Annotated in this window: 17 protein-coding genes; 9 read left to right on the plus strand and 8 right to left on the minus strand. The window is 66.1% G+C overall.

Annotated elements, in window-relative coordinates; genetic code table 11:
• The first annotated feature begins 295 nt into the window (after nucleotides 1-295).
• Both RS027_RS09350 and RS027_RS09355 read left to right on the plus strand, forming a co-directional pair.
• Nucleotides 296-490, plus strand: coding sequence for a hypothetical protein (locus tag RS027_RS09350; RefSeq protein ID WP_311956386.1), 195 nt, complete (start codon nucleotides 296-298; stop codon nucleotides 488-490).
• Nucleotides 491-644: 154 nt separating this feature from the next.
• Complete coding sequence (locus tag RS027_RS09355; RefSeq protein WP_311956387.1) at nucleotides 645-1,220, plus strand: isochorismatase family protein; 576 nt, start codon at nucleotides 645-647, stop codon at nucleotides 1,218-1,220.
• 9 nt (nucleotides 1,221-1,229) lie between these two features.
• Here the strand turns inward: RS027_RS09355 and yaaA are convergent, their stop codons facing one another.
• On the minus strand, nucleotides 1,230-2,018 hold the full coding sequence (yaaA, locus tag RS027_RS09360; RefSeq protein ID WP_311956388.1) for a peroxide stress protein YaaA: 789 nt from the start codon (nucleotides 2,016-2,018) through the stop codon (nucleotides 1,230-1,232).
• Nucleotides 2,019-2,275: 257 nt separating this feature from the next.
• Between yaaA and RS027_RS09365 the strand changes: the two genes are divergently transcribed.
• Nucleotides 2,276-2,764, plus strand: coding sequence for a tetratricopeptide repeat protein (locus tag RS027_RS09365; protein WP_311956389.1), 489 nt, complete (start codon nucleotides 2,276-2,278; stop codon nucleotides 2,762-2,764).
• 59 nt (nucleotides 2,765-2,823) lie between these two features.
• A complete protein-coding gene (locus tag RS027_RS09370; RefSeq protein ID WP_311956390.1) occupies nucleotides 2,824-3,330 on the plus strand; it encodes a 3'-5' exonuclease in 507 nt (168 codons plus the stop codon).
• On the opposite strand, the gene RS027_RS09375 is transcribed toward RS027_RS09370, so the two are convergent.
• The 4 genes from RS027_RS09375 to RS027_RS09390 form a co-directional block, all read right to left on the minus strand.
• Nucleotides 3,314-4,285 carry an NAD(P)H-quinone oxidoreductase gene (locus RS027_RS09375; RefSeq protein WP_311956391.1) on the minus strand — a complete coding sequence of 324 codons (972 nt, stop codon included), beginning with the start codon at nucleotides 4,283-4,285 and terminating at the stop codon, nucleotides 3,314-3,316. The genes RS027_RS09370 and RS027_RS09375 overlap by 17 nt on opposite strands.
• Nucleotides 4,286-4,309: 24 nt before the next feature.
• Complete coding sequence (locus tag RS027_RS09380) at nucleotides 4,310-4,858, minus strand: LOG family protein (RefSeq protein WP_311956392.1); 549 nt, start codon at nucleotides 4,856-4,858, stop codon at nucleotides 4,310-4,312.
• A gap of 52 nt (nucleotides 4,859-4,910) precedes the next feature.
• Nucleotides 4,911-5,432, minus strand: coding sequence for a DUF501 domain-containing protein (locus tag RS027_RS09385; RefSeq protein WP_311956393.1), 522 nt, complete (start codon nucleotides 5,430-5,432; stop codon nucleotides 4,911-4,913).
• A 71-nt stretch (nucleotides 5,433-5,503) separates the two neighbouring features.
• The gene (locus RS027_RS09390; protein ID WP_311956394.1) at nucleotides 5,504-5,806 is read right to left on the minus strand and encodes a hypothetical protein; all 303 of its coding nucleotides are present in this window, start codon (nucleotides 5,804-5,806) and stop codon (nucleotides 5,504-5,506) included.
• Between the two features lie 167 nt (nucleotides 5,807-5,973).
• On the opposite strand from RS027_RS09390, the gene RS027_RS09395 reads away from it, so the two are divergent.
• Complete coding sequence (locus RS027_RS09395; RefSeq protein ID WP_311956395.1) at nucleotides 5,974-7,143, plus strand: MalY/PatB family protein; 1,170 nt, start codon at nucleotides 5,974-5,976, stop codon at nucleotides 7,141-7,143.
• A gap of 3 nt (nucleotides 7,144-7,146) precedes the next feature.
• Here RS027_RS09395 and RS027_RS09400 read toward each other — a convergent pair whose 3' ends face one another.
• On the minus strand, nucleotides 7,147-8,118 hold the full coding sequence (locus RS027_RS09400) for a tetratricopeptide repeat protein (RefSeq protein WP_311956396.1): 972 nt from the start codon (nucleotides 8,116-8,118) through the stop codon (nucleotides 7,147-7,149).
• Nucleotides 8,119-8,358: 240 nt separating this feature from the next.
• Here RS027_RS09400 and RS027_RS09405 point away from each other — a divergent pair, with 240 nt between their 5' ends.
• Together RS027_RS09405 and RS027_RS09410 are read left to right on the plus strand one after the other, a co-directional pair.
• Nucleotides 8,359-9,507: an efflux RND transporter periplasmic adaptor subunit gene (locus tag RS027_RS09405; protein ID WP_311956397.1), complete on the plus strand. Its 1,149-nt coding sequence runs from the start codon at nucleotides 8,359-8,361 to the stop codon at nucleotides 9,505-9,507.
• Nucleotides 9,504-12,557 carry an efflux RND transporter permease subunit gene (locus tag RS027_RS09410; protein WP_311956398.1) on the plus strand — a complete coding sequence of 1,018 codons (3,054 nt, stop codon included), beginning with the start codon at nucleotides 9,504-9,506 and terminating at the stop codon, nucleotides 12,555-12,557. Before RS027_RS09405 ends, RS027_RS09410 begins: the two co-directional genes overlap by 4 nt.
• On the opposite strand, the gene RS027_RS09415 is transcribed toward RS027_RS09410, so the two are convergent.
• Entirely contained in the window at nucleotides 12,554-14,803 is a 2,250-nt protein-coding gene (locus RS027_RS09415; RefSeq protein WP_311956399.1) for a glycosyltransferase, read from the minus strand. The two genes, RS027_RS09410 and RS027_RS09415, sit on opposite strands and share 4 nt — an antisense overlap.
• 119 nt (nucleotides 14,804-14,922) lie before the next feature.
• Here RS027_RS09415 and RS027_RS09420 point away from each other — a divergent pair, with 119 nt between their 5' ends.
• The gene (locus RS027_RS09420) at nucleotides 14,923-15,636 is read left to right on the plus strand and encodes a TVP38/TMEM64 family protein (protein ID WP_311956400.1); all 714 of its coding nucleotides are present in this window, start codon (nucleotides 14,923-14,925) and stop codon (nucleotides 15,634-15,636) included.
• On the opposite strand, the gene RS027_RS09425 is transcribed toward RS027_RS09420, so the two are convergent.
• Nucleotides 15,633-16,508, minus strand: a complete 876-nt coding sequence (locus RS027_RS09425; protein WP_311956401.1) for a DMT family transporter — start codon at nucleotides 16,506-16,508, stop codon at nucleotides 15,633-15,635. The two genes, RS027_RS09420 and RS027_RS09425, sit on opposite strands and share 4 nt — an antisense overlap.
• 120 nt (nucleotides 16,509-16,628) lie before the next feature.
• Between RS027_RS09425 and RS027_RS09430 the strand changes: the two genes are divergently transcribed.
• Entirely contained in the window at nucleotides 16,629-17,501 is an 873-nt protein-coding gene (locus RS027_RS09430; RefSeq protein WP_311956402.1) for a LysR substrate-binding domain-containing protein, read from the plus strand.
• Nucleotides 17,502-17,503: the final 2 nt, after the last annotated feature.

Genomic DNA, 17,503 nt, shown 5'->3' on the forward strand with positions numbered 1-17,503 from the left:
CCGCCCATACGAGATCGCCACGGCGTTAAAACGCCTCGCGACGACGGTAGCGGGCTGTGAGGACCGCACCCGCCACGTCATCGCGACCCCCTGGGTCATGGCGAGCGAAGCGTGGCCATCTCGTGGTTGGTCGGTGCGTGCAGCAGAGCTACCCCCGGGGAGTCGCGCGCAAGGAAAGGCGGTGCAGGTAATATGAAAGCATCAGGGGTGGCATGACGCTTCAGGCGCGCTCTGGTATCTTTCAAGAGAGGTTCATCAAACGGATTGTTTTTAACGCCCGAAGGAGTAGCAGGTTATGAAGGTAACGATGAAGCAACTGGCGGTAGTGCTTGGCATATTGATGATGGCGGGCGGTCTGGCGGCATGCGAAGATCAGGGCCCGGCGGAGGAAGCCGGTGAAAGCATCGATGAAAGCATGGAAAACGCCGGGGAAAGCCTGGAAGAGGCCGGTGACGAGATTCAAAACTCGGCTGAAGACGCGGCCGAATAACGCTTTGCCTAACGGCTTTTAACCCTGACGTTCTTGAAGAAACGTTGAGGGAAAGTGTTGAAGGAAAAAGCCGCTTACAGAGTGGCTTTTTTTGTCTCTTGGCGACGACCGGCCTGCCCGGCACGCTGGTTCGAGCCTGTCAGCGGAGTTCGATATGCGCCTGAATCGTAAGGATAGCCTGTTGCTGATCGTTGACCTGCAGGCCGGTTTGCTACCGGTAGTGGATGGTGGGATGCAGGCGGTACGCGAGGCCGGCTGGCTGGCCGGTGTGGCAGAGCTTGTTGGCGTGCCGGTCTGGGTGACCGAGCAGGCACCGGAAAAAATCGGCGCGAGCGCACCCGAACTGCTGGATGTCCTGGGAGACTACGAGCTTTTCCACAAGCAGCATTTCAGCGCCATGGAGGACGCCGGCTTTCGCGATGCCCTGGCGGCAGCGGATGCATCGCAAATCGTGATCTGCGGTAGCGAAGCGCACGTGTGCGTACTGCAAACGGCGCTTGGGCTGCTGGCGGCAGGCTACCGTGTTTACTGGCTGAGCGAGGCAACGGCAAGCCGTCGGCCGGATGAGGCTTGGCTTGCCAGGGAGCGCGCCGTTACCGGCGGCGCAGTAAGTATCACGGCGGACATGGCCGCCTATGAGTGGATCGAGCGCTGCGATACGCAGATCTTCAGCCAGGCGCACCGGCGGTTTTTGAAGCAGCGCTCGGCGCGCCCGCTGACGTTTTTCTAGCCGTGGCCGCTACCCTCGGGGACGATCCTCTTCGCGCCGGGTAAACACCAGGGTATTGCCTTCTGACGCCGCCGCATCAAAGCCGTAACCGGCGACGTTGAAGTCCTTGAGCCCCTCGGCGTCGTCCAGCCGCTCGCGGATCATCCAGGCGCTCATTAGCCCCCGCGCCTTCTTGGCGTAAAAGCTGATGATCTTGTAGCGGCCGTTTTTCTCGTCCTTGAACACCGGCGTGACGATCCGGGCATCAAGGGCCTGGTGATCCACGGCCTTGAAATACTCGTTGGAGGCCAGGTTAACCAGCACTTTGGAGCCGCTTTGGGCAATGGCGTCATCCAGCGCTCGGGTAACGGTGGGCTTCCAGAACGCATAGAGATCCTTGCCCGCGGGGTTGGCCAGCTTGGTGCCCATTTCCAGACGATAGGGCTGGATGAGATCCAGCGGGCGCAGCAGCCCGTAAAGCCCCGAGAGGATACGCAGATGCGACTGAGCAAAGCGGTTGTCGGCGTCGCTGAAGCTTGCCGCCGCCAGGCCGGCATAGACGTCGCCCTGAAACGCCTGGGCGGCTGGCTTGGCGTTATCCGCAGTAAAGGGGGTATGCCATTCGCCAAAACGCGCCGCGTTGAGGCCGGCGAGTTTGTCGCTTATGCTCATCAGCTCGCTGATCTGCTGCGGTGAATATTCGCGCAGGATATCGATCAGCGTTTGGCTGTGGTCGAGAAAGTCGGGCTGGCTGTGCTCGGCGGTGGTGGCCGGGGTCTCAAAGTCGAGCTTTTTGGCAGGGGATACAACGCTTAGCATGGGCACTCCGTGAACCGTTGAAGAAAGCAGTAAACGCTTGGCGTTATGCTATCAGGCCTCGGCCTGGCCCGGGGCTATTATCCTGATAGCGGCGGTGCCGGCAGGCGATAAATGCCGGGGGTTGAGTCCTTGACGTGCCCGGCGTATGCTTGCCAGCCCGTTAGCCGGCCAGAGGCCGGACTATGGCAGAATAGGGTAGCCGCAAGCCCTTTGTTGGCGGCTTTTCCGGGTTCAACTTGAAGGCAAGGTGGTTCGCCATGCTGCAGGCATCATCTTTGTTTACGCGTCTTGAATATCGTCTGGCCGACAGGCTGTTTCACACTCGCTGGCTGCTGCCGCGCTCAAAGCGCACCCAGCGACTGACGCTCAGGCTGTTCAAGCACTGTGCCGAGGCCGGCCATCCGGACGCGCTCTCGGTGTATGGCCACATGCTGTTCCATCGCAGCGCCTCGCCCCAGGACAAGGCCCGCGGCGCCCGCTACGTGGTAGAAGCCGCTCACGCCGGCGACCTCAAGGCCCAGTACCAGGTGGCGCGCATCTATGAATACGGCTGCGCGCAGTATCCGCGCCGGGACGAGTACGCCGTGACCTGGTACGCCCGGGCGGCCAAGGCCGGCCATTATCTCGCCGCCGAGCGGCTGATGCAGGCCTACCGGGAGGGCGACCTAGGCCTTGCGGTAGACCCCGAACAGGCACAATACTGGCAGCAGCTGGCCGAGGACTCGCTGCCGGCCGGCGCTGCGTAAGCCCGAGGGCCTGCCCCTCTTTTTATCCCCATCGCGCGCTTCACAGGATGCCAACGCCCGTGACCGAGACGCTACCCACACTGCTGGATATCGAAGCGTCCGGCTTCGGGCGCGGCAGCTATCCGATCGAGGTGGGTATTGCCCGCCGCGACGGTAGCCGCTGCGCGCTGCTGATTCGTCCCCAGCCGGAGTGGACCCACTGGGACCCCAAGGCCGAGCGGCTCCACGGCATCTCGCGCGCGCGCCTTGCGCGCGAAGGCCTTCCTGTAGGCCAGGTAGCCGTCTGGCTCAACGAGGAGCTCGGCGGCCTTGACAAGGTATACAGTGACAGCTGGGGCTTTGATAACACCTGGCTTGCGCTGCTGTTTCACCATGCCGGCATGCTGCCGGCGTTTCGCCTGGAGGCGCTGCACCTGCTGCTCAGCGAAGATCAGCTGGCTCTGTGGAGCCAGACCCGAGAGGCGCTGATGGCCGAGCGCGGCATCCAGCGCCATCGCGCCGGCGACGACGCCCGCCTGCTGCAGCTGACCTACGCCTATACCCTCAGGCTCACGACGACGCGCTGACCGCCAGCAGCATCTTGCCCGCGTTGGCGTTGTCGGCCATGCAGGCGTGGGCCGCATCGGCCTGCTCGATTGGCCAGCAGCGGTCGACCTGAGCGCTGATCTCGCCGCTCTCCAGCCGCGGCCAGACGTGGGCGTATAACGCCTGCATGACGTCGCCCTTGGCCGCCGACGACTTGGCGCGCAGGGTAGAGCCAATCAGGCGCTGACGCTTCATCAGCATCCGTCCCATGTCCAGCTCGGCGTGCCGCCCGCCCATGAGGCCGATAAGCACCAGACGCCCGTCGGCGTTGAGCACGCGCTGGTTGTCGGACAGGTAGCTTGCGCCTACCGGATCCAGGATCACGTCGGCGCCGTCCCAGGCTTTTACCGCGCTAACAAAGCTGCCGTCGTGGCGATTGAAGCCGGCTTCAGCGCCCAGCGCGGAGCAGGCGTCGAGCTTCGCTTGGCTGCCGGCGGTGACAAAGCAGGGATGGCCGAAAGCCCGGCACAGCTGAATCGCCGCTCGGCCCACGCCGCTGGCTCCGGCGTGGAGCAGCACGCGCTGGCCCTGTATCAGGCGGCCTTCCATGAACAGGTTGAGCCAGGCGGTAGCAAAGACCTCGGGCAGCCCGGCGCCCTCGCGCAGGGACAGTCCCTGGGGCAGCGGCAACGCCTGACGGGCGTCGACGTTGACGTATTCTGCATAGCCGCCGCCGGCCAGCAGCGCGCACACGTCCTGGCCGACGGCCAGCGAATCGACGCCGGGGCCGGCGGCGGCGATTGTGCCGCTGACCTCAAGGCCGGGGACGTCGGTGACGCCCGGCGGCGGCGGGTAGTTGCCTTCGCGCTGCATCAGATCGGCGCGGTTGATTCCGGCGTAGGCGACCCGGATCTGCACCTCGCCCGGCCCAGGCGGGGCGAGGTCGGGCACTGACTGCCAGCGGGCCTGCTTCTGGCTGAAATTAACGGCGTACATGGCAAACTCCTTGTGGACGGGGCTTTAGCCTTGCAGCCGGCCTTCCAGGGCGTCAAGCAGCGTCGTGGGCGCGTCGGCGTCGAGCAGCATCTTGCGGGTCGCTGCGTTCAAAAAGCCGTGGCCGGCGGTCGCGTCGAGAAAGGTCAGCAGCGGGGTATAAAAGTCTTCGACGTTGAGCACGCCCAGCGGCTTGTCGTGCAGGCCCAGATAGCTCCAGGTCCAGATTTCAAACAGCTCCTCGAGCGTGCCGATGCCGCCGGGCAGCGCCATGAACGCATCGGCGTTGGCGGCCATGGTGGCCTTGCGCTCGTGCATGTCGCGCACCCGAATAAGCTCGGTCAGGCCGAAGTGGGCCTGCTCGCGCTCCACCAAGTGGTCGGGCATCACGCCGATGACCTCGCCGCCGGCGTCAAGCGCGGCGTTGGCAAGCTCGCCCATCAGGCCGATGCGCGCGCCGCCGTAGACCAGCGTATGGCCGCGCCGGGCGATAGCGGTGCCTAGCGTTATCGCCGCCTGGCGAAAGGCGGGGTGGTTGCCCGGGCGGGAGCCAAGATAAGCGCAAAAACGTGCCATGCCGGAATCCTTGTCGTATCAGTTTTGTGGGTAGGTAGAGGGACGCAAGCGCTCAGGGCAGGCAGCGATCCAGCTGATAGGTATCGTCCAGCCACTGGCCGATAACGTTGTGGCTGCCCAAGTGGTGGGCGTACTGGGTGTGCAGGCAGCGCACCTGGTCCCAGTTGCTGATGCCGCCCACGCCGCGTTCGGTGAGCACTTGGGTATAGCCTCGGCGGGCCACCTCGGCCTTTTGCGCCTCGCTCATCCACGACCAGCGCTCGGCCACGTAGTCGCGGTGGCTCTGATGGTAGGCGGCGAGAAAATCGGCGTCTTCCTGGAGCCGCTGCTCCAGCTGCTTGATCACGCCGGCGGCTTCCAGGTGCGAGATTTCCACTTTCAGCTGCCCGCTGCACAGCCAGTAGAGCGTGGGAAACGGCGCGTCGTTGACCATCGGCGCCATGCGCAGGGCCAGCGGCGTGCCTTCGCCGTCCACCGCGGCAATGGCCTCGAGGCCGCGGGGCGCACGCCCCAGCTGGCAGGTGATGATATCAAGCTCGGACGCCGAGGGGGCGTGCGCGGTTCGGATCAGCATGGCGGTATCTCTTGCGGGGCGTATGGGTTGAGCGTGGCGTATGGGCACTCGCCGAGCGCAGTAAGGCAGCGCTAGCCGGGCGTGTCGGTCAGGATCTTGTTGGAGCGGCCCACGGCGCGGAAGAAGCAGCGGCTGAGCTGGGCGGGCGTAGCCACATATCCCCAGTGGCTTTCGCAGTGCTCGGCGGCACGGGCGAACAGCACGTCGTAGAGCCGGTTGAACGGCGCATCATAGTCGTAGGGGTCGTCATCGGCCAGAGAGATATGCGGGTAGTCGGCAAAGCGCGCCATGAAATAGCGCTCCAGCTCGGCTTCCATGGCGCGGTGCTGGGCCGTATTATCCGGATCCAGCCAGAGGTTGTAACGAATGGCCATACGGATGGCTCCTGAGCGTTCTTGACTCCTCGGGTTGCCCGGCGCCGGTCGCCGCGGCATGCTGCGGGCACGATGATACTCCCATGATGACGCATGTCGGTGATCCTTGTCGGTAATCCTTGTTGGTGATTCAGGGCATCAGCGATACACAACAGCAGAGGGCTAACATGGCGTTTGATTTTGCCACGCCGATCGAGCGGCGCCACCCCGACGGCGGCTGGTCGTCCAAAAAATGGCATCGCTACGGCGACGATGTGCTACCGCTTTGGGTGGCGGATATGGATTTTCGTTCGCCGCCGGCGGTCATCGACGCGCTTGAGCAGCGCGTGGCCCACGGCGTTTACGGCTACGCCCATGTGCCTGACGGGTTGCAAGCGGCGCTGTGCGACTGGAGCCGGCGCCACTACGGCTGGGCCATCGAGCCCGAGTGGCAGCAGTGGCTGCCCGGCGTGGTGCCGGCGCTGCACCTGGCGAGCCTGGCGCTGACCCACCCCGGCGACGGCGTGCTGACCGTCACCCCCATCTATCCGCCGTTTTTGAGCGTAGCGGAGCATACCGGGCGGCTGGCTCAGCAGGCCGCACTTGCCGAGCCGCAGGCGCCCGGCGGCGATTGGCGGCTGGATCTCGAGGCCCTGGAAGCCGCGATTACCCCGGAAACCCGCCTGCTGCTGTGGTGCCAGCCGCACAACCCCACCGGGCGGGTGTGGCGCGACGACGAGCTTTCCGGGCTGGCCGAGCTGGTGGTGCGCCACAACCTCTACGTGGTCTCCGATGAGCTACACTGCGACCTGCTGCTCGACGAAGGCGCGCGCCACCGGCCGCTGGCGGCGGCCTACCCCCATCTTGCCGCGCGAACAGTGACGCTCTGGGCGCCGTCCAAGACCTTCAATCTGGCGGGGCTTTCCACGGCCTGCGCGGTGATTCCCGACCCGGCCCTGCGCCAGCGCTTCAGCGCCGCGGCAGCGGGGCTGGTGCCCGAGTGCAACGTGCTGGGCCTGAGCGCGGCCGAGGCGGCCTACGCCAGGGGGGAGCCATGGCGCCAGGCGCTGCTTGATACCCTGCGCGGCCACCGCGCGCGGATTGCCGAGTACGTCGCCCGCTGGCCCGGGGTGAGCATGAGCGCGCCCGAGTCCACCTACCTCGCCTGGCTTGACATGCGTGACGCGGGCCTCGGTGAAACGCCACAGAAGGCGCTTTTAGAGCGCGCCGGGGTGGCGCTTTCTGACGGCGCGGATTTCGGCAATCCCGGCTTTGTACGCCTCAACTTCGGCACTACGGCCGCCGAGCTGGAAGCCGCCCTCGAGCGTATGGATACGCTGCTCAAGGCTGACGCTTAACGCTTAATAAAGCAGCGCAAACAGCCGGCGGCGGTAGGCCACGGTCAGCGGATGCTCGGCGCCCAGTGCGTCGAACACCTGCAGCAGCGTCTTGCGCGCGGCGTCGTCGCCGTAGCCGCGGTCGCTTTGCATCAGGCGCAGAAGGCCCTCGAGCCCGGCTTCGTACTGGCCGTCGGCGAGCTGGCGCAGGGCGCGCTGGAAGCGGGCTTCGCTGTCGTCGCGCTCGCCTAGCGCCTCGATCTCTGCGTGGGGCAGGGCGCGGTCGCCAAACTCGATGCTTGAGCGCACGCCCCGGGCCGGCGCGGCGTCGCGCTCCTCCGGCGGCAGGTTGTCGATGACGCGGCGGGCCTCTTCGGCGCGACCTTCGGCGACCAGCGCCCGGGCCAGGCTGACCTGGTAGGCGTAGTGCTCGGGATACTGCTCCACCTGGGTCTGATAGATCTCCCGGGCGGTGGCCGCGTCGCCGGCGTCAAGGGCGGCCTCGGCCAGCTCCTCGGGGCTTGCCGGAGCGTCTTCCGGCGGCTGAAAATAGCGGCCGAGCCACTCGCGGATCTCTTTCTCCGGCAGCGCGCCGGTAAAGTTGTCGACCAGCCCGCCCTGGCTTACGAGCTTGACGTCGGGCACCGAGCGTACGCCCAGCTGGCCGGAAATATCCGAATTGGCCTCGACGTCGAGCTTGGCCAGGATAAAGGCGCCGCCGTATTCCACCGCGAGCTTTTCCAGCACCGGCGTCAGCGTCTTGCACGGCTCGCACCAGGGCGCCCAGCAGTCGAGCAGCACCGGCACCCGCATCGAGGCTTCCAGAATCTGCTGAATATTGCCGGCGTCCGCGTCGATAATCACGTCCTCCGGGCGCACTTCGGCCGCTTCGCCCTGCTGGGCGCCGGGCTGGGCAGCGGCGTCGGCGGGTGCCGTCGTGGTCTGGTCAACCGGCGCCGTCAGCGCCTCGCCGGTACGCGGATCAATAATCGACATGGCGACTCTCTACTTAATGGGAAGTTTGGCTAGGATATGCAGGCGAGCCCGGGGGTATTCAAGGTGCTACTGCAAAGTACTACTTCAAAGTGCTATCCGATTCCGGCCAGGCTTTTATCTTCGAACCACCCCGGGCGTGCGCCTGACTTGCCCGGCCGGGTATGGCCCTTGAGCATGTCAATAAACAAGCGTTTGATTTATTCTTGAGCCTTCGACTCAAGCCAGCCCCGAGAGATTTCCATGCGCCAACTAGCTGCTTTTTTGTGTGCCGCGCTGCTGCTGGCGGGCTGCGGTGATGCGACGACAAACGGTGGCGATGCCGCTGTCCGGCGCGTCAAGACCGCACCGGTCGCCGCGGTGACCGCGCCCGTTATCCGCCTGACCGGGGTGGTTCGCGCCCGTTACGAAACGCCCCAGGCGTTTCGGGTCAGCGGCCAGATCGTCACCCGCCGAGTGGACTCGGGCCAGCGGGTAGCCCAGGGGGACGTGCTTTTTACCCTCGACGACAGCGACCTGCGCCAGTCATTGACCGCCGCCCAGGCCGAGCTGGCCTCGGCCAGCGCCTCGGCAGCGGTCGCTCAGTCTGATCTAGCGCGCGACCGCAAGCTGTTTGAGCGCGACTATCTCAGCCGCCAGGCGTTTGATCGCGCCAAGCTCTCGGCCAAGCAGTCCGACACCGAGCAGGCGGCCGCCCGCACGCGGGTGGAGCAGGCAAAAACCGCGCTTGAGCACGCCGCCCTGCGCGCCGAAGCCGACGGCCTGCTCACCCGGGTCAGCGGCGAGCCGGGTCAGGTAGTGGACGCCGGCCATCCGGTGGCGCGGCTGGCCAAGGCCGGCCCCCGAGAAGTCGAGGTGGCGTTTCCTTCGGACGTGCGCCCGCCGGCCACCGGCGAGCTTTTGCTGGATGACCGGCGTATTGCTCTTGAGCGCCGCGAGGTTTCCGGCTCGGTGGACCCGGCCAGCCGTACCTGGCAGGCGCGCTACCGGCTGGCAGACGAGCTTCCCGAGGCAGTAGGCCTTGGCGAGGTGGTCAAAACCCGCTTTGAGACCGCAGCCGCCCGGCTGGCGACGGCGTCCGACTCGCCCCGGCTATACCGCGTGCCGGTAGCCGCCGTGGACGAGCGCGGCGAAGGCGCCCAGGTGTGGCACCTGGTGGACGGCAAGGCCCGCGCACTTAACGTAAGCGTCGCCCGGGTGGGGCGCGACCGGGCGCTGATCAGCGGCGAGGCGCTGGAGGAAGGCATGGCGGTCATTGCGCTGGGCACCCATCTGTTGAGCCCGGGGATGCCGGTCAGGGCGCTTGAGCAGAGCGCCGCCGCCAGGCGCGAAGCGGTAGTAGAGAAAGGGCAGAAAGAAGAGAAAGGGGAGATAGAGGAGCCGGCGCCGTGAGCTTTCCCAACCTGTCGGCGCTTGCGGTGCGCGAGCGCTCGGTGACGCTGTTCTTTTTGCTGATTGCCTTGGCGTCGGGGCTTTACGCCTTCGTTTCCATGGGCCGGGCGGAAGACCCGGACTTCACTATGCGCGTGATGATGGTGTCCGCGGTGTGGCCCGGCGCCACCCCGGAAGAGGTGCAAAACCACGTCGCCGACCCGCTGGAAAAGCAGATCCAGGCCGTGGATAACGTCGACCGGGTGGAAACCACGATTCGCCCGGGGCGGGCGGACATGCAGATCGAATTCGAGGAATCCACCCCCGGCGAGGTCGTTCCCCAGCGCTTTTATCAGGTGCGCCGGCGCATGCAGGACGTCGCCGGCGACCTGCCCGATGGCGTGGTCGGGCCGATCATCAACGAAGACTTCGGCGACGTCTACTTCTCGCTGGTGGCGCTCACCGCGCCCGAGCTTTCCATGCGCGAGATGCTGCGCGAAACCGAGGGCATCCGCGACCGCCTGCAGCGAGTGGAGGGGGTCAACCGCGCCGAGGTGTTGGGCGAGCGCGACGAGCGCGTGCAGATCGATTTTGACATCGGCAGGCTGCAGAGCCTGGGGATCGCCCCCCAGGACGTGTTTGACGCTATCGAGGCGCATAACAAGCTGCTGCCCGCGGGCTATCTGGAAACTGCCGGGCCCCGGGTATATCTGCGCCTGGGCAACGACGTCTCCGACCCCGAGGTGCTTGCCGACGTGCCGCTGCGCATCGACGACGAGCTGATTCGCCTGGGCGATATCGCCGAGGTGTCGCGCGGCTATGAAGACCCGCCGGACTTCATGGTGCGCGCCTTTGAAAAGGACGCGCTGCTGCTGGGCGTGGTCATGCGCGAGGGCGAAAACGGCCTGGAGCTCGGCGAGCGGCTGGACGACTTCTGGGCCCGGGAGCGCGCGCGCCTGCCGCTGGGCATTTCGCTTGACGTGATGACCAACCAGGCCGACGCCATCGCCGGAGCGGTCAATCTCTTCCAGGTGAAGTTTTTCGTCGCGGTGGTGGTGGTCATGCTGGTGACCATGATCGCCGTGGGGCTTCGCGCCGGCGTGGTGGTGGGCATCGCCATTCCGGTGACGCTGTCGATGACCTTTGTGGTGATGAAGGCTATGGGCATCAACCTCGACCGGGTGAGCCTGGGCGCGCTGATTATCGCCCTGGGGCTGCTGGTGGACGACGCCATCATCGCCATCGAGATGATGATGGTGAAGATGGAGCAGGGCTGGGACCGTGTGAACGCGGCCGCCCACGCCTGGAAAGTCACCGCCGCGCCGATGCTTTTCGGCACCCTGGTCACCGTGGCCGGCTTTGTACCCATCGGCTTTGCCCGTTCCAACGTCGGCGAGTACGCCGGTAATATCTTCTGGGTGCTGGCCATCGCGCTGCCGCTGTCCTGGCTGGTGGCGGTGGTGTTCACCCCCTATCTGGGCGTCAAGCTGATGCCCGCGCGGCATAAAAACGCCACTACCGAGGAAAACGCCTACCAGTCTGCCCACTATCGCCGCCTGCGGCGGGGCGTTAGCGCCTGCGTGCGCTATCGCAAAACCGTGGTGGGCGGCACTCTGGCGCTGTTGCTGCTGGCTATCCTGGGTATGCTCGGGCCGGTGGAGCAGCAGTTTTTCCCCAGCTCCGACCGCCTGGAGGTGCTGGTGAGCATCGACCATCCCGAAGGCACCTCCATCGAGGCCACCGACGCCACCGCGCAACGGCTGGAAACGCTGGTGGATCAGGCCGACGGCGTAGCCTCGCTTTCCGCCTACGTAGGGCGCGGCGCGCCGCGGTTTTTCATCTCCGCAAGCCCCGAGCAGCCCAACCCGGCCTTTGCCGAGCTGATCGCCGTAGCCGATGATATCGAGGCCCGGGACGCGCTGATCGAGACGCTGAATCAGCACGTCGATGACGGCGAGTTTCCCGAGGCCCGGGTGCGGGTGCAAACCCTGCTCTACGGCCCGCCGGTGGAGTGGCCGGTGAGCGTGCGCGTGCTGGGGCCCGAGCCCGACCGGCTGCGCGATATCGCCCACGACGTGCGCGACGTCTTTGCGCACCATCCGGCGACCCGGGACCCGCACCTGGCCTGGGACGGCCGGGTGCCGGTAGTGCGCTTAGGCATGGACAGCCACCGGCTGAGCCTGCTGGGGCTTTCCCCGGACGACGTGGCACGCCAGCTGCAGTTCCAGCTCGACGGCGTCACCATTACCCAGCTGCGCGACGGCATTCGCCTGGCGCCGGCCGTGGGCCGCGCGGCGGCGAGCGACGTGGAAACGCTGGAAAGCCTCGAGGTGCAGACCCGGGACGGCAAGCGCGTGCCGCTGGCTCAGCTGGGCGAGCTGGAAGTGTCGTTCGAGCAGCCGGTGATCAAGCGCTACAACCGCGAGCCGTTTGTGGCGGTCTACGCCGAGGTGGAAGGGGCCCAGGCCAAGGACGTCAGCGGTGACGTCTGGGCGTCGCTTGCCGAGCTGCGCGCCGGCCTGCCCGAGGGCTACCGGCTGGAGATCGGCGGTTCGGTGGAGCAGTCGGACAAGGCCGAGGCCTCGATCACCGTGCTGCAGCCGCTGATGGTCATTCTCATGCTGACGTTCATCATGCTGCAGATGCGCTCCTTCGCCGGGACCTTCATGGTGGTGGCGACGGCTCCGCTGGGGCTGATCGGCGCGGTGGGAGCGCTGTTGCTGTTTGGCCAGCCTTTCGGCTTTGTCGCCATGCTGGGGCTTATTGGGCTTGCCGGCATCCTCATGCGCAACACCCTGATTCTGACCCAGCAGGTGGCGGACAATCAGCAGCACGGCATGGCGCTGCACGACGCCGTGGTAGAGGCCGGCGTCCAGCGCGCCCGGCCGGTGGTGCTCACCGCGCTGGCGGCGATCTTTGCCTTTATCCCCCTGACCCTGGACAGCTTCTGGGGGCCGCTGGCCTTTGTGCTCATCGGCGGCGTGGCCGCGGGCACGCTGATCACGCTGTTGTTTGTGCCCGCGCTGTATGCGGTCTGGTTCCGTATTGCCGCCGACTCCGAAGCGGACTAGCGGCTGCTGTCCGAGCCGCGGTGATCGCGATCGCGCTTGCGCTTGACGGCCAGCGCGTAGCGGTAGGCGCGAAGCACGCTCCGGGCGAAGTGCTCGATGCGGTGGCCGGCAGCAAAGTCCGCCGCCTGGCGCCCCATGCGCCGGCGCTTGTCGGCATCATTCAGTAGCTCGGCCACCGCCCGGCTCCAGGCCTGGGGGTCAGGCGGTGTCTTGTGGCCGTTGCTGCCCTGGCTGACGATATCCTCGATGCCGCTTGAGCGGATCACCACCACCGGCAGGCCGGCGGCCATGGCCTCAAGCACCACCATGCCCTGGGTTTCCGAGCGCGAGGCGAAGACGAACAGCTCGGCGGCGTGGCAGTACAGCGGAATCTCCGTCGGGGGCACCGCACCGGCCAGGGTGACGTGTTCGGTGAGGCCGAGCGCGTCAATCCGGGCTTCAAGGCGGCGGCGGTCGTGGCCTTCGCCCACCAGCAGCAGGTGGGCGTCGTGCTCGCCGCTATCGTGCAAAAGGCGCAGGCCGTCGAGGAGAAAGTCGACGTTTTTCTCCTGGCTCAGGCGTGAAATCGACACCAGCACGCGCTTGCCGGCAAGGCTGTGGCGCGCCCTGAGCGCCGTCACCGCCTCGGCGTCGACACGGGCAAAGCGCTCGTATTCGATACCCGTAGGCTGGACGAAAATCGGCTTTTTCACCCCGATGAGGCGCAGGTACTCTTCCACCGAGCTTGTCGGCACGATGACGACGTCGCAGCCGTTGGCAAAGCGCTTGACCAGCGCGTGGGAGATGAAGTTGCGAAACAGCGGCCCGGGCAGCGGCACGTAGTGGGCGTAGTGCTCCAGGCGGGTGTGGTAGGTGTAGACCACCGGCACGCCGAGCAGTCGGCCGAGCAGCTGGCCGGCCCGGCCGATCCAGAACGGGTGATGGACGTGGATCAGAGTCGGGGTAAAGGCGCGCACCCGGGACGCCATGCGCGGGCTGAAGATATTGGCCAGGCGAAACTCCTGGTGCTTGCCCAGCGGTAGCAGGGAGCGCAGGCGCAGCACGTCGTCTTCGCCTTCCGCCGGCGGGCTGCCGTAGCGCGGGGCGACCACCATGACCGGGTGCCCCAGGGCCTCAAGCCCGCGCTTGAGGCGCTCGATGGAAATGGGCACGCCGCCGATGAACGGCAGGTAGTTGTTGGTGAACATGGCCGTGCGCAGGGGCGTGCCGTCGTCGGCGTCCGGGTCGATGTCAAAGTCCGGGTAGTAGTCGGGTTCGGTGAAAATCCGCCGGTGCAGCCAGAGCGCGACGGCCACCAGTACGGCCACCAGCAGAATGAAATTGAGGTAGCCCACGTAAAACAGCGAATAGATGAAAAACCACAGGCTCTCGACGGTGCGCCAGAACGGGTGCTGGCCGATATCCAGGGGCTTTTCCTCGATGGTAACGCGCTCGCCGTCCACCTCCACGGCGACAAAGTGGTAGCGGCTGCGTCCGCGGTTGAGCACCAGCCCGCCGGCACCGCCGGTGACCACGTAGTCGGTGCCGCTGTGGGTCTGGCGGTCGAACAGAGCAAGTTCGCTTGAGAACACCGCGTCGACGCCGGCGTCTTCCATCAGCCGGGTAAAGGCCCGGCGCAGGGAGTCGGGAAACAGGTAGTCGTCGTCCAGGCGCAACAGGCCGGAATAGTCCACCGGATACAGCGGATAGGCGCTGAAGACGAAGTGGTTGGCCGCGCGCGAGGTGCCAAGCAGCTCGTCGAGCCAGCGCTGCTGCCAGCCGTAGCCGGTGGTGCCGGTGCTGTCGAGGAAGGTAAAGCGCGTGTTGCCGGCGGCGAAGCTGAAGTGGTAGGGGCCGAAGTGGTCGTAGAAGCGGAACCCGCCGATGCGGCTTTCTTCGTGGGGACCAAACGTCAGCAGGTAGGGCATGTCCAGCCGGGAAAGGGTGCCAAACAGCGCTCGGTACTTGTCCTCGCCGCCGCTGGAGACGGCATTGCCCGCCGAGACGACGAAGTCGTAGTTGCCGTCGTTGAGCAGCGGCACGATCTTGCGCTCGAAAATCCCCACGGAATTGTTGATATTGCCCAGCACGGCAAAGCGGTAGTGCGCCTTGTTATCCAGCAGCGCTTCTATTTCCTCGACCTGGACCGCATGGTTGGCGGCAAAATTCTGCTCAAAAAAATTGAGATACACCTTGTAGCCCAGCAGAGCCGCAATCAGCGTCAGGTTAAGATAGAAAATCCACGGGATGAGTCGCTGGCGTCGCACGCGCTTGGGTCTCCTCGAGCGGGCAGATAATGCCGCAAAACATAGCATGAAATGCCGTGGGCTTGCCCGCTGCGGGCGGCCCCGGCGATCCACGCCACGGCCACTGAGGTAGAGACACCATGAAACGATCGCTCACCATCGCGCTGGGTACGCTGCTGCTGCTGCTGGCGCTTACCGGGCTGTGGCAATGGCTGGCGATGCACGACGTGTTGACGGTGTCGCGGGTGCGCGACTGGGTGGCGCTTACGCCGCAGTGGCGAGATGCCCCCTGGGCGTTTATCGCCGTGGCCGGGGTTTACGTGGCAGCGCTTTTGGTGATGTTTCCGCTGAGTATTCTGGTAGCGGTCACCGGCCTGGCGTTTGGCCCGCTGTGGGGCTTTGCCTATGCCGCTCTGGGGACGCTGTGCTCGTCCGTGGTGTCTTACGCGGTGGGGCGCTGGCTGGGGCGGGAGGCGCTTTTGCACTACGGCGGCCGGCGCCTGAACGGCCTGTCGCGCTATCTGGCCGGGCGCGGCGTGCGCGCCATGGTCATCGTCAATCTGCTGCCGCTGGCGCCCTTTACCCTGACCAACATGATGGCTGGCGCCTTTCATCTGCGATTTCGCGAGTACATGTTTGGCTCGATCCTGGGTATCGTACCCGGGCTTGCCGGGGTGACGCTGCTGGGCAGCCAGCTCGGGGCGCTGGCTACCGCCAAGGATCATAGCGACATACTCTGGGCGCTGGGCGGGCTGGCGCTGGGGGCTGTGCTGCTCTATGCCCTGCGCCGCTACTCGGCGGCCCGCAGCGCTTCACGTCGCGGCAGCCGCCCCGCGTCTCGAAAGCCGAACTAGCGGCGGCTCGCCTGCAGGCAGCCGCCGACCACCAGCGCCCCGGCAATGGGCAGGCGCCAGTCGAGCACGCTCATGCCGGCGAGCACCAGAAACGCCGCGGCCAGCACCGGCACGCCGTAGGCCAGGCTACCGATGACGCTCGCCTTGCCCAACCGCAGGGCCTTGTCCCAGGCCACCATGGCGATGCCGAACGGCCCCAGGCCGATGGCGATGCCGGCCAGCAGGGTGCCGTGGTCGGGCAGGGTAAAGCTGCCTTGGGCAAACGGCAGCGCTGCCGCCGCGGTAATGACGCTGGCGATCAGCAGGATGCGCGGCATCAAAGGCGTCAGCGTGACCGGTGTGGCCTGGCAGAGCCAGGAATACAGCGCCCAGCACACCGCCGCCAGCAGGGCAAAGCCGTAGCCGGCGAGCGAGCCGCTCTGGCCGCTGCCCGCTTCGGGGACCATCAGCAGGGCGGCACCGGCAAAGGCAATCATGGCCCCCAGCACGCTGGCAAAGCGGACTTTGCCGAAGGTGAGCCACTGGCTGAGCAGGATAAACAGCACCGGCCAGGTGTAGGTGATCAGGGCCGCGTCTGACGCCGGCGCCAGGCGCATGCCGATGAAGTAGCTGCTCACCGCGCCGGTGGTCAGCAGCGGAAGCCCAAGCCAGATAGCCGCGCGCCAGCTCGGGCTCAGGTGGCCGGTGGGCTCGCGCCGGGTGAGCGGCAGGGTAGCAAGCGCCCCGGCCAGCAGCGTCAGCGCGGCCAGTGGCAGCGGGGCAAGGTCAAGCGCCTGCTCGGCCAGCAGCGGGGCAGAGCTCCAGAGCACAACGGCAACTAACGCAGCGGCAACGCTGAAATGACGAAGCGTAAAGAGATGAATTTGATGCATACGAAAGCTCCTTGCCTTGAACGTTACTCTCGTAGCATAGCCCTGAAGAAAACATCATAAAATCGATAGTTTTTGATAGTATTGATCAAGCTTTGTGATGTTTGTTGACCAGGAGACACCATGCGTGCCCCTACGTTTGATCTCACCCTGCTGCGTACCCTGGTGGCGGTGGCCGATACCGGCAGCGTTACCGCCGCGGCGCGGCGGCTGTCCTACACCCAGTCCACGGTGAGCATGCAGCTAAAGCGCCTGGAAGCGCAGCTCGACGTGACGCTGCACGAGCGCGTGGGGCGCACGCTCAAGGTGACCGCCGAAGGCGAGCGGCTGCTGACCCACGCTCGGCGCCTGCTGGCGGTGAACGACGACGCCTGGCAGGACATGCAGGCCCGCCAGGTGAGCGGCGGGCTGCGTCTGGGGATCCCCGAAGACTACGCGCTGCTGCTGCCGGCGGTATTCAGCTACTTTCATCAGCTCTATCCTGGCGTGACGCTGGAGGTGATCTGCGGCACCAGCGCGGATCTGGTGACCCGGGTGAAACGCGACGAGCTGGATCTAGTGCTGGTCACCCGCCAGCGCAACTCGCCGGGCGGCGAGGTAATCCGTCGGGAGCCGCTTCTCTGGGCGGTGGGGCTGCAGCACCAGCCGCTGCTGCGCGATCCGCTGCCGCTGGCGCTGTATTCCCGCGGGGCGGACGTTTTTCGCGAGGTGGCCGAGCAGTCGTTGGAAGCCGCCGGGCGGCAGTGGCAGGTGGCCTATACCAGCCAGTCCATGAGCGGTCTTGCGCCGCTGGTAATGGCGGGCCTTGCTATCGTGGTGATTACCCGCAGCATGCTCACGCCCATGCTCAAGCCGCTGGATGAGTCGAGCGGCCTGCCGGCGCTGCCGAGCATTGAGCTGGCGCTGCACTGGGCGCCCCACCGCCCCTCGGAGCCGGCGCGACGGCTGGGCGATCTTATCCGCCGCCAGCTGGCCGAGCAGCCGGCGGACGATTGACG

Source organism: Halomonas garicola (assembly GCF_031935715.1).
Taxonomy (GTDB): domain Bacteria; phylum Pseudomonadota; class Gammaproteobacteria; order Pseudomonadales; family Halomonadaceae; genus Vreelandella; species Vreelandella garicola.

Excerpts from the sequence above, each read along its gene's own strand:
- RS027_RS09420 (WP_311956400.1), top strand. The coding sequence starts at position 14,923 with ATGAAACGATCGCTCACCATCGCGCTGGGTACGCTGCTGCTGCTGCTG.
- RS027_RS09395 (WP_311956395.1), top strand. The coding sequence starts at position 5,974 with ATGGCGTTTGATTTTGCCACGCCGATCGAGCGGCGCCACCCCGACGGC.
- RS027_RS09355 (WP_311956387.1), top strand. The coding sequence starts at position 645 with ATGCGCCTGAATCGTAAGGATAGCCTGTTGCTGATCGTTGACCTGCAG.
- RS027_RS09385 (WP_311956393.1), bottom strand. The coding sequence starts at position 5,432 with ATGCTGATCCGAACCGCGCACGCCCCCTCGGCGTCCGAGCTTGATATC.
- yaaA (WP_311956388.1), bottom strand. The coding sequence starts at position 2,018 with ATGCTAAGCGTTGTATCCCCTGCCAAAAAGCTCGACTTTGAGACCCCG.
- RS027_RS09375 (WP_311956391.1), bottom strand. The coding sequence starts at position 4,285 with ATGTACGCCGTTAATTTCAGCCAGAAGCAGGCCCGCTGGCAGTCAGTG.
- RS027_RS09400 (WP_311956396.1), bottom strand. The coding sequence starts at position 8,118 with ATGTCGATTATTGATCCGCGTACCGGCGAGGCGCTGACGGCGCCGGTT.
- RS027_RS09430 (WP_311956402.1), top strand. The coding sequence starts at position 16,629 with ATGCGTGCCCCTACGTTTGATCTCACCCTGCTGCGTACCCTGGTGGCG.
- RS027_RS09350 (WP_311956386.1), top strand. The coding sequence starts at position 296 with ATGAAGGTAACGATGAAGCAACTGGCGGTAGTGCTTGGCATATTGATG.
- RS027_RS09380 (WP_311956392.1), bottom strand. The coding sequence starts at position 4,858 with ATGGCACGTTTTTGCGCTTATCTTGGCTCCCGCCCGGGCAACCACCCC.
- RS027_RS09405 (WP_311956397.1), top strand. The coding sequence starts at position 8,359 with ATGCGCCAACTAGCTGCTTTTTTGTGTGCCGCGCTGCTGCTGGCGGGC.
- RS027_RS09365 (WP_311956389.1), top strand. The coding sequence starts at position 2,276 with ATGCTGCAGGCATCATCTTTGTTTACGCGTCTTGAATATCGTCTGGCC.
- RS027_RS09425 (WP_311956401.1), bottom strand. The coding sequence starts at position 16,508 with ATGCATCAAATTCATCTCTTTACGCTTCGTCATTTCAGCGTTGCCGCT.
- RS027_RS09390 (WP_311956394.1), bottom strand. The coding sequence starts at position 5,806 with ATGGCCATTCGTTACAACCTCTGGCTGGATCCGGATAATACGGCCCAG.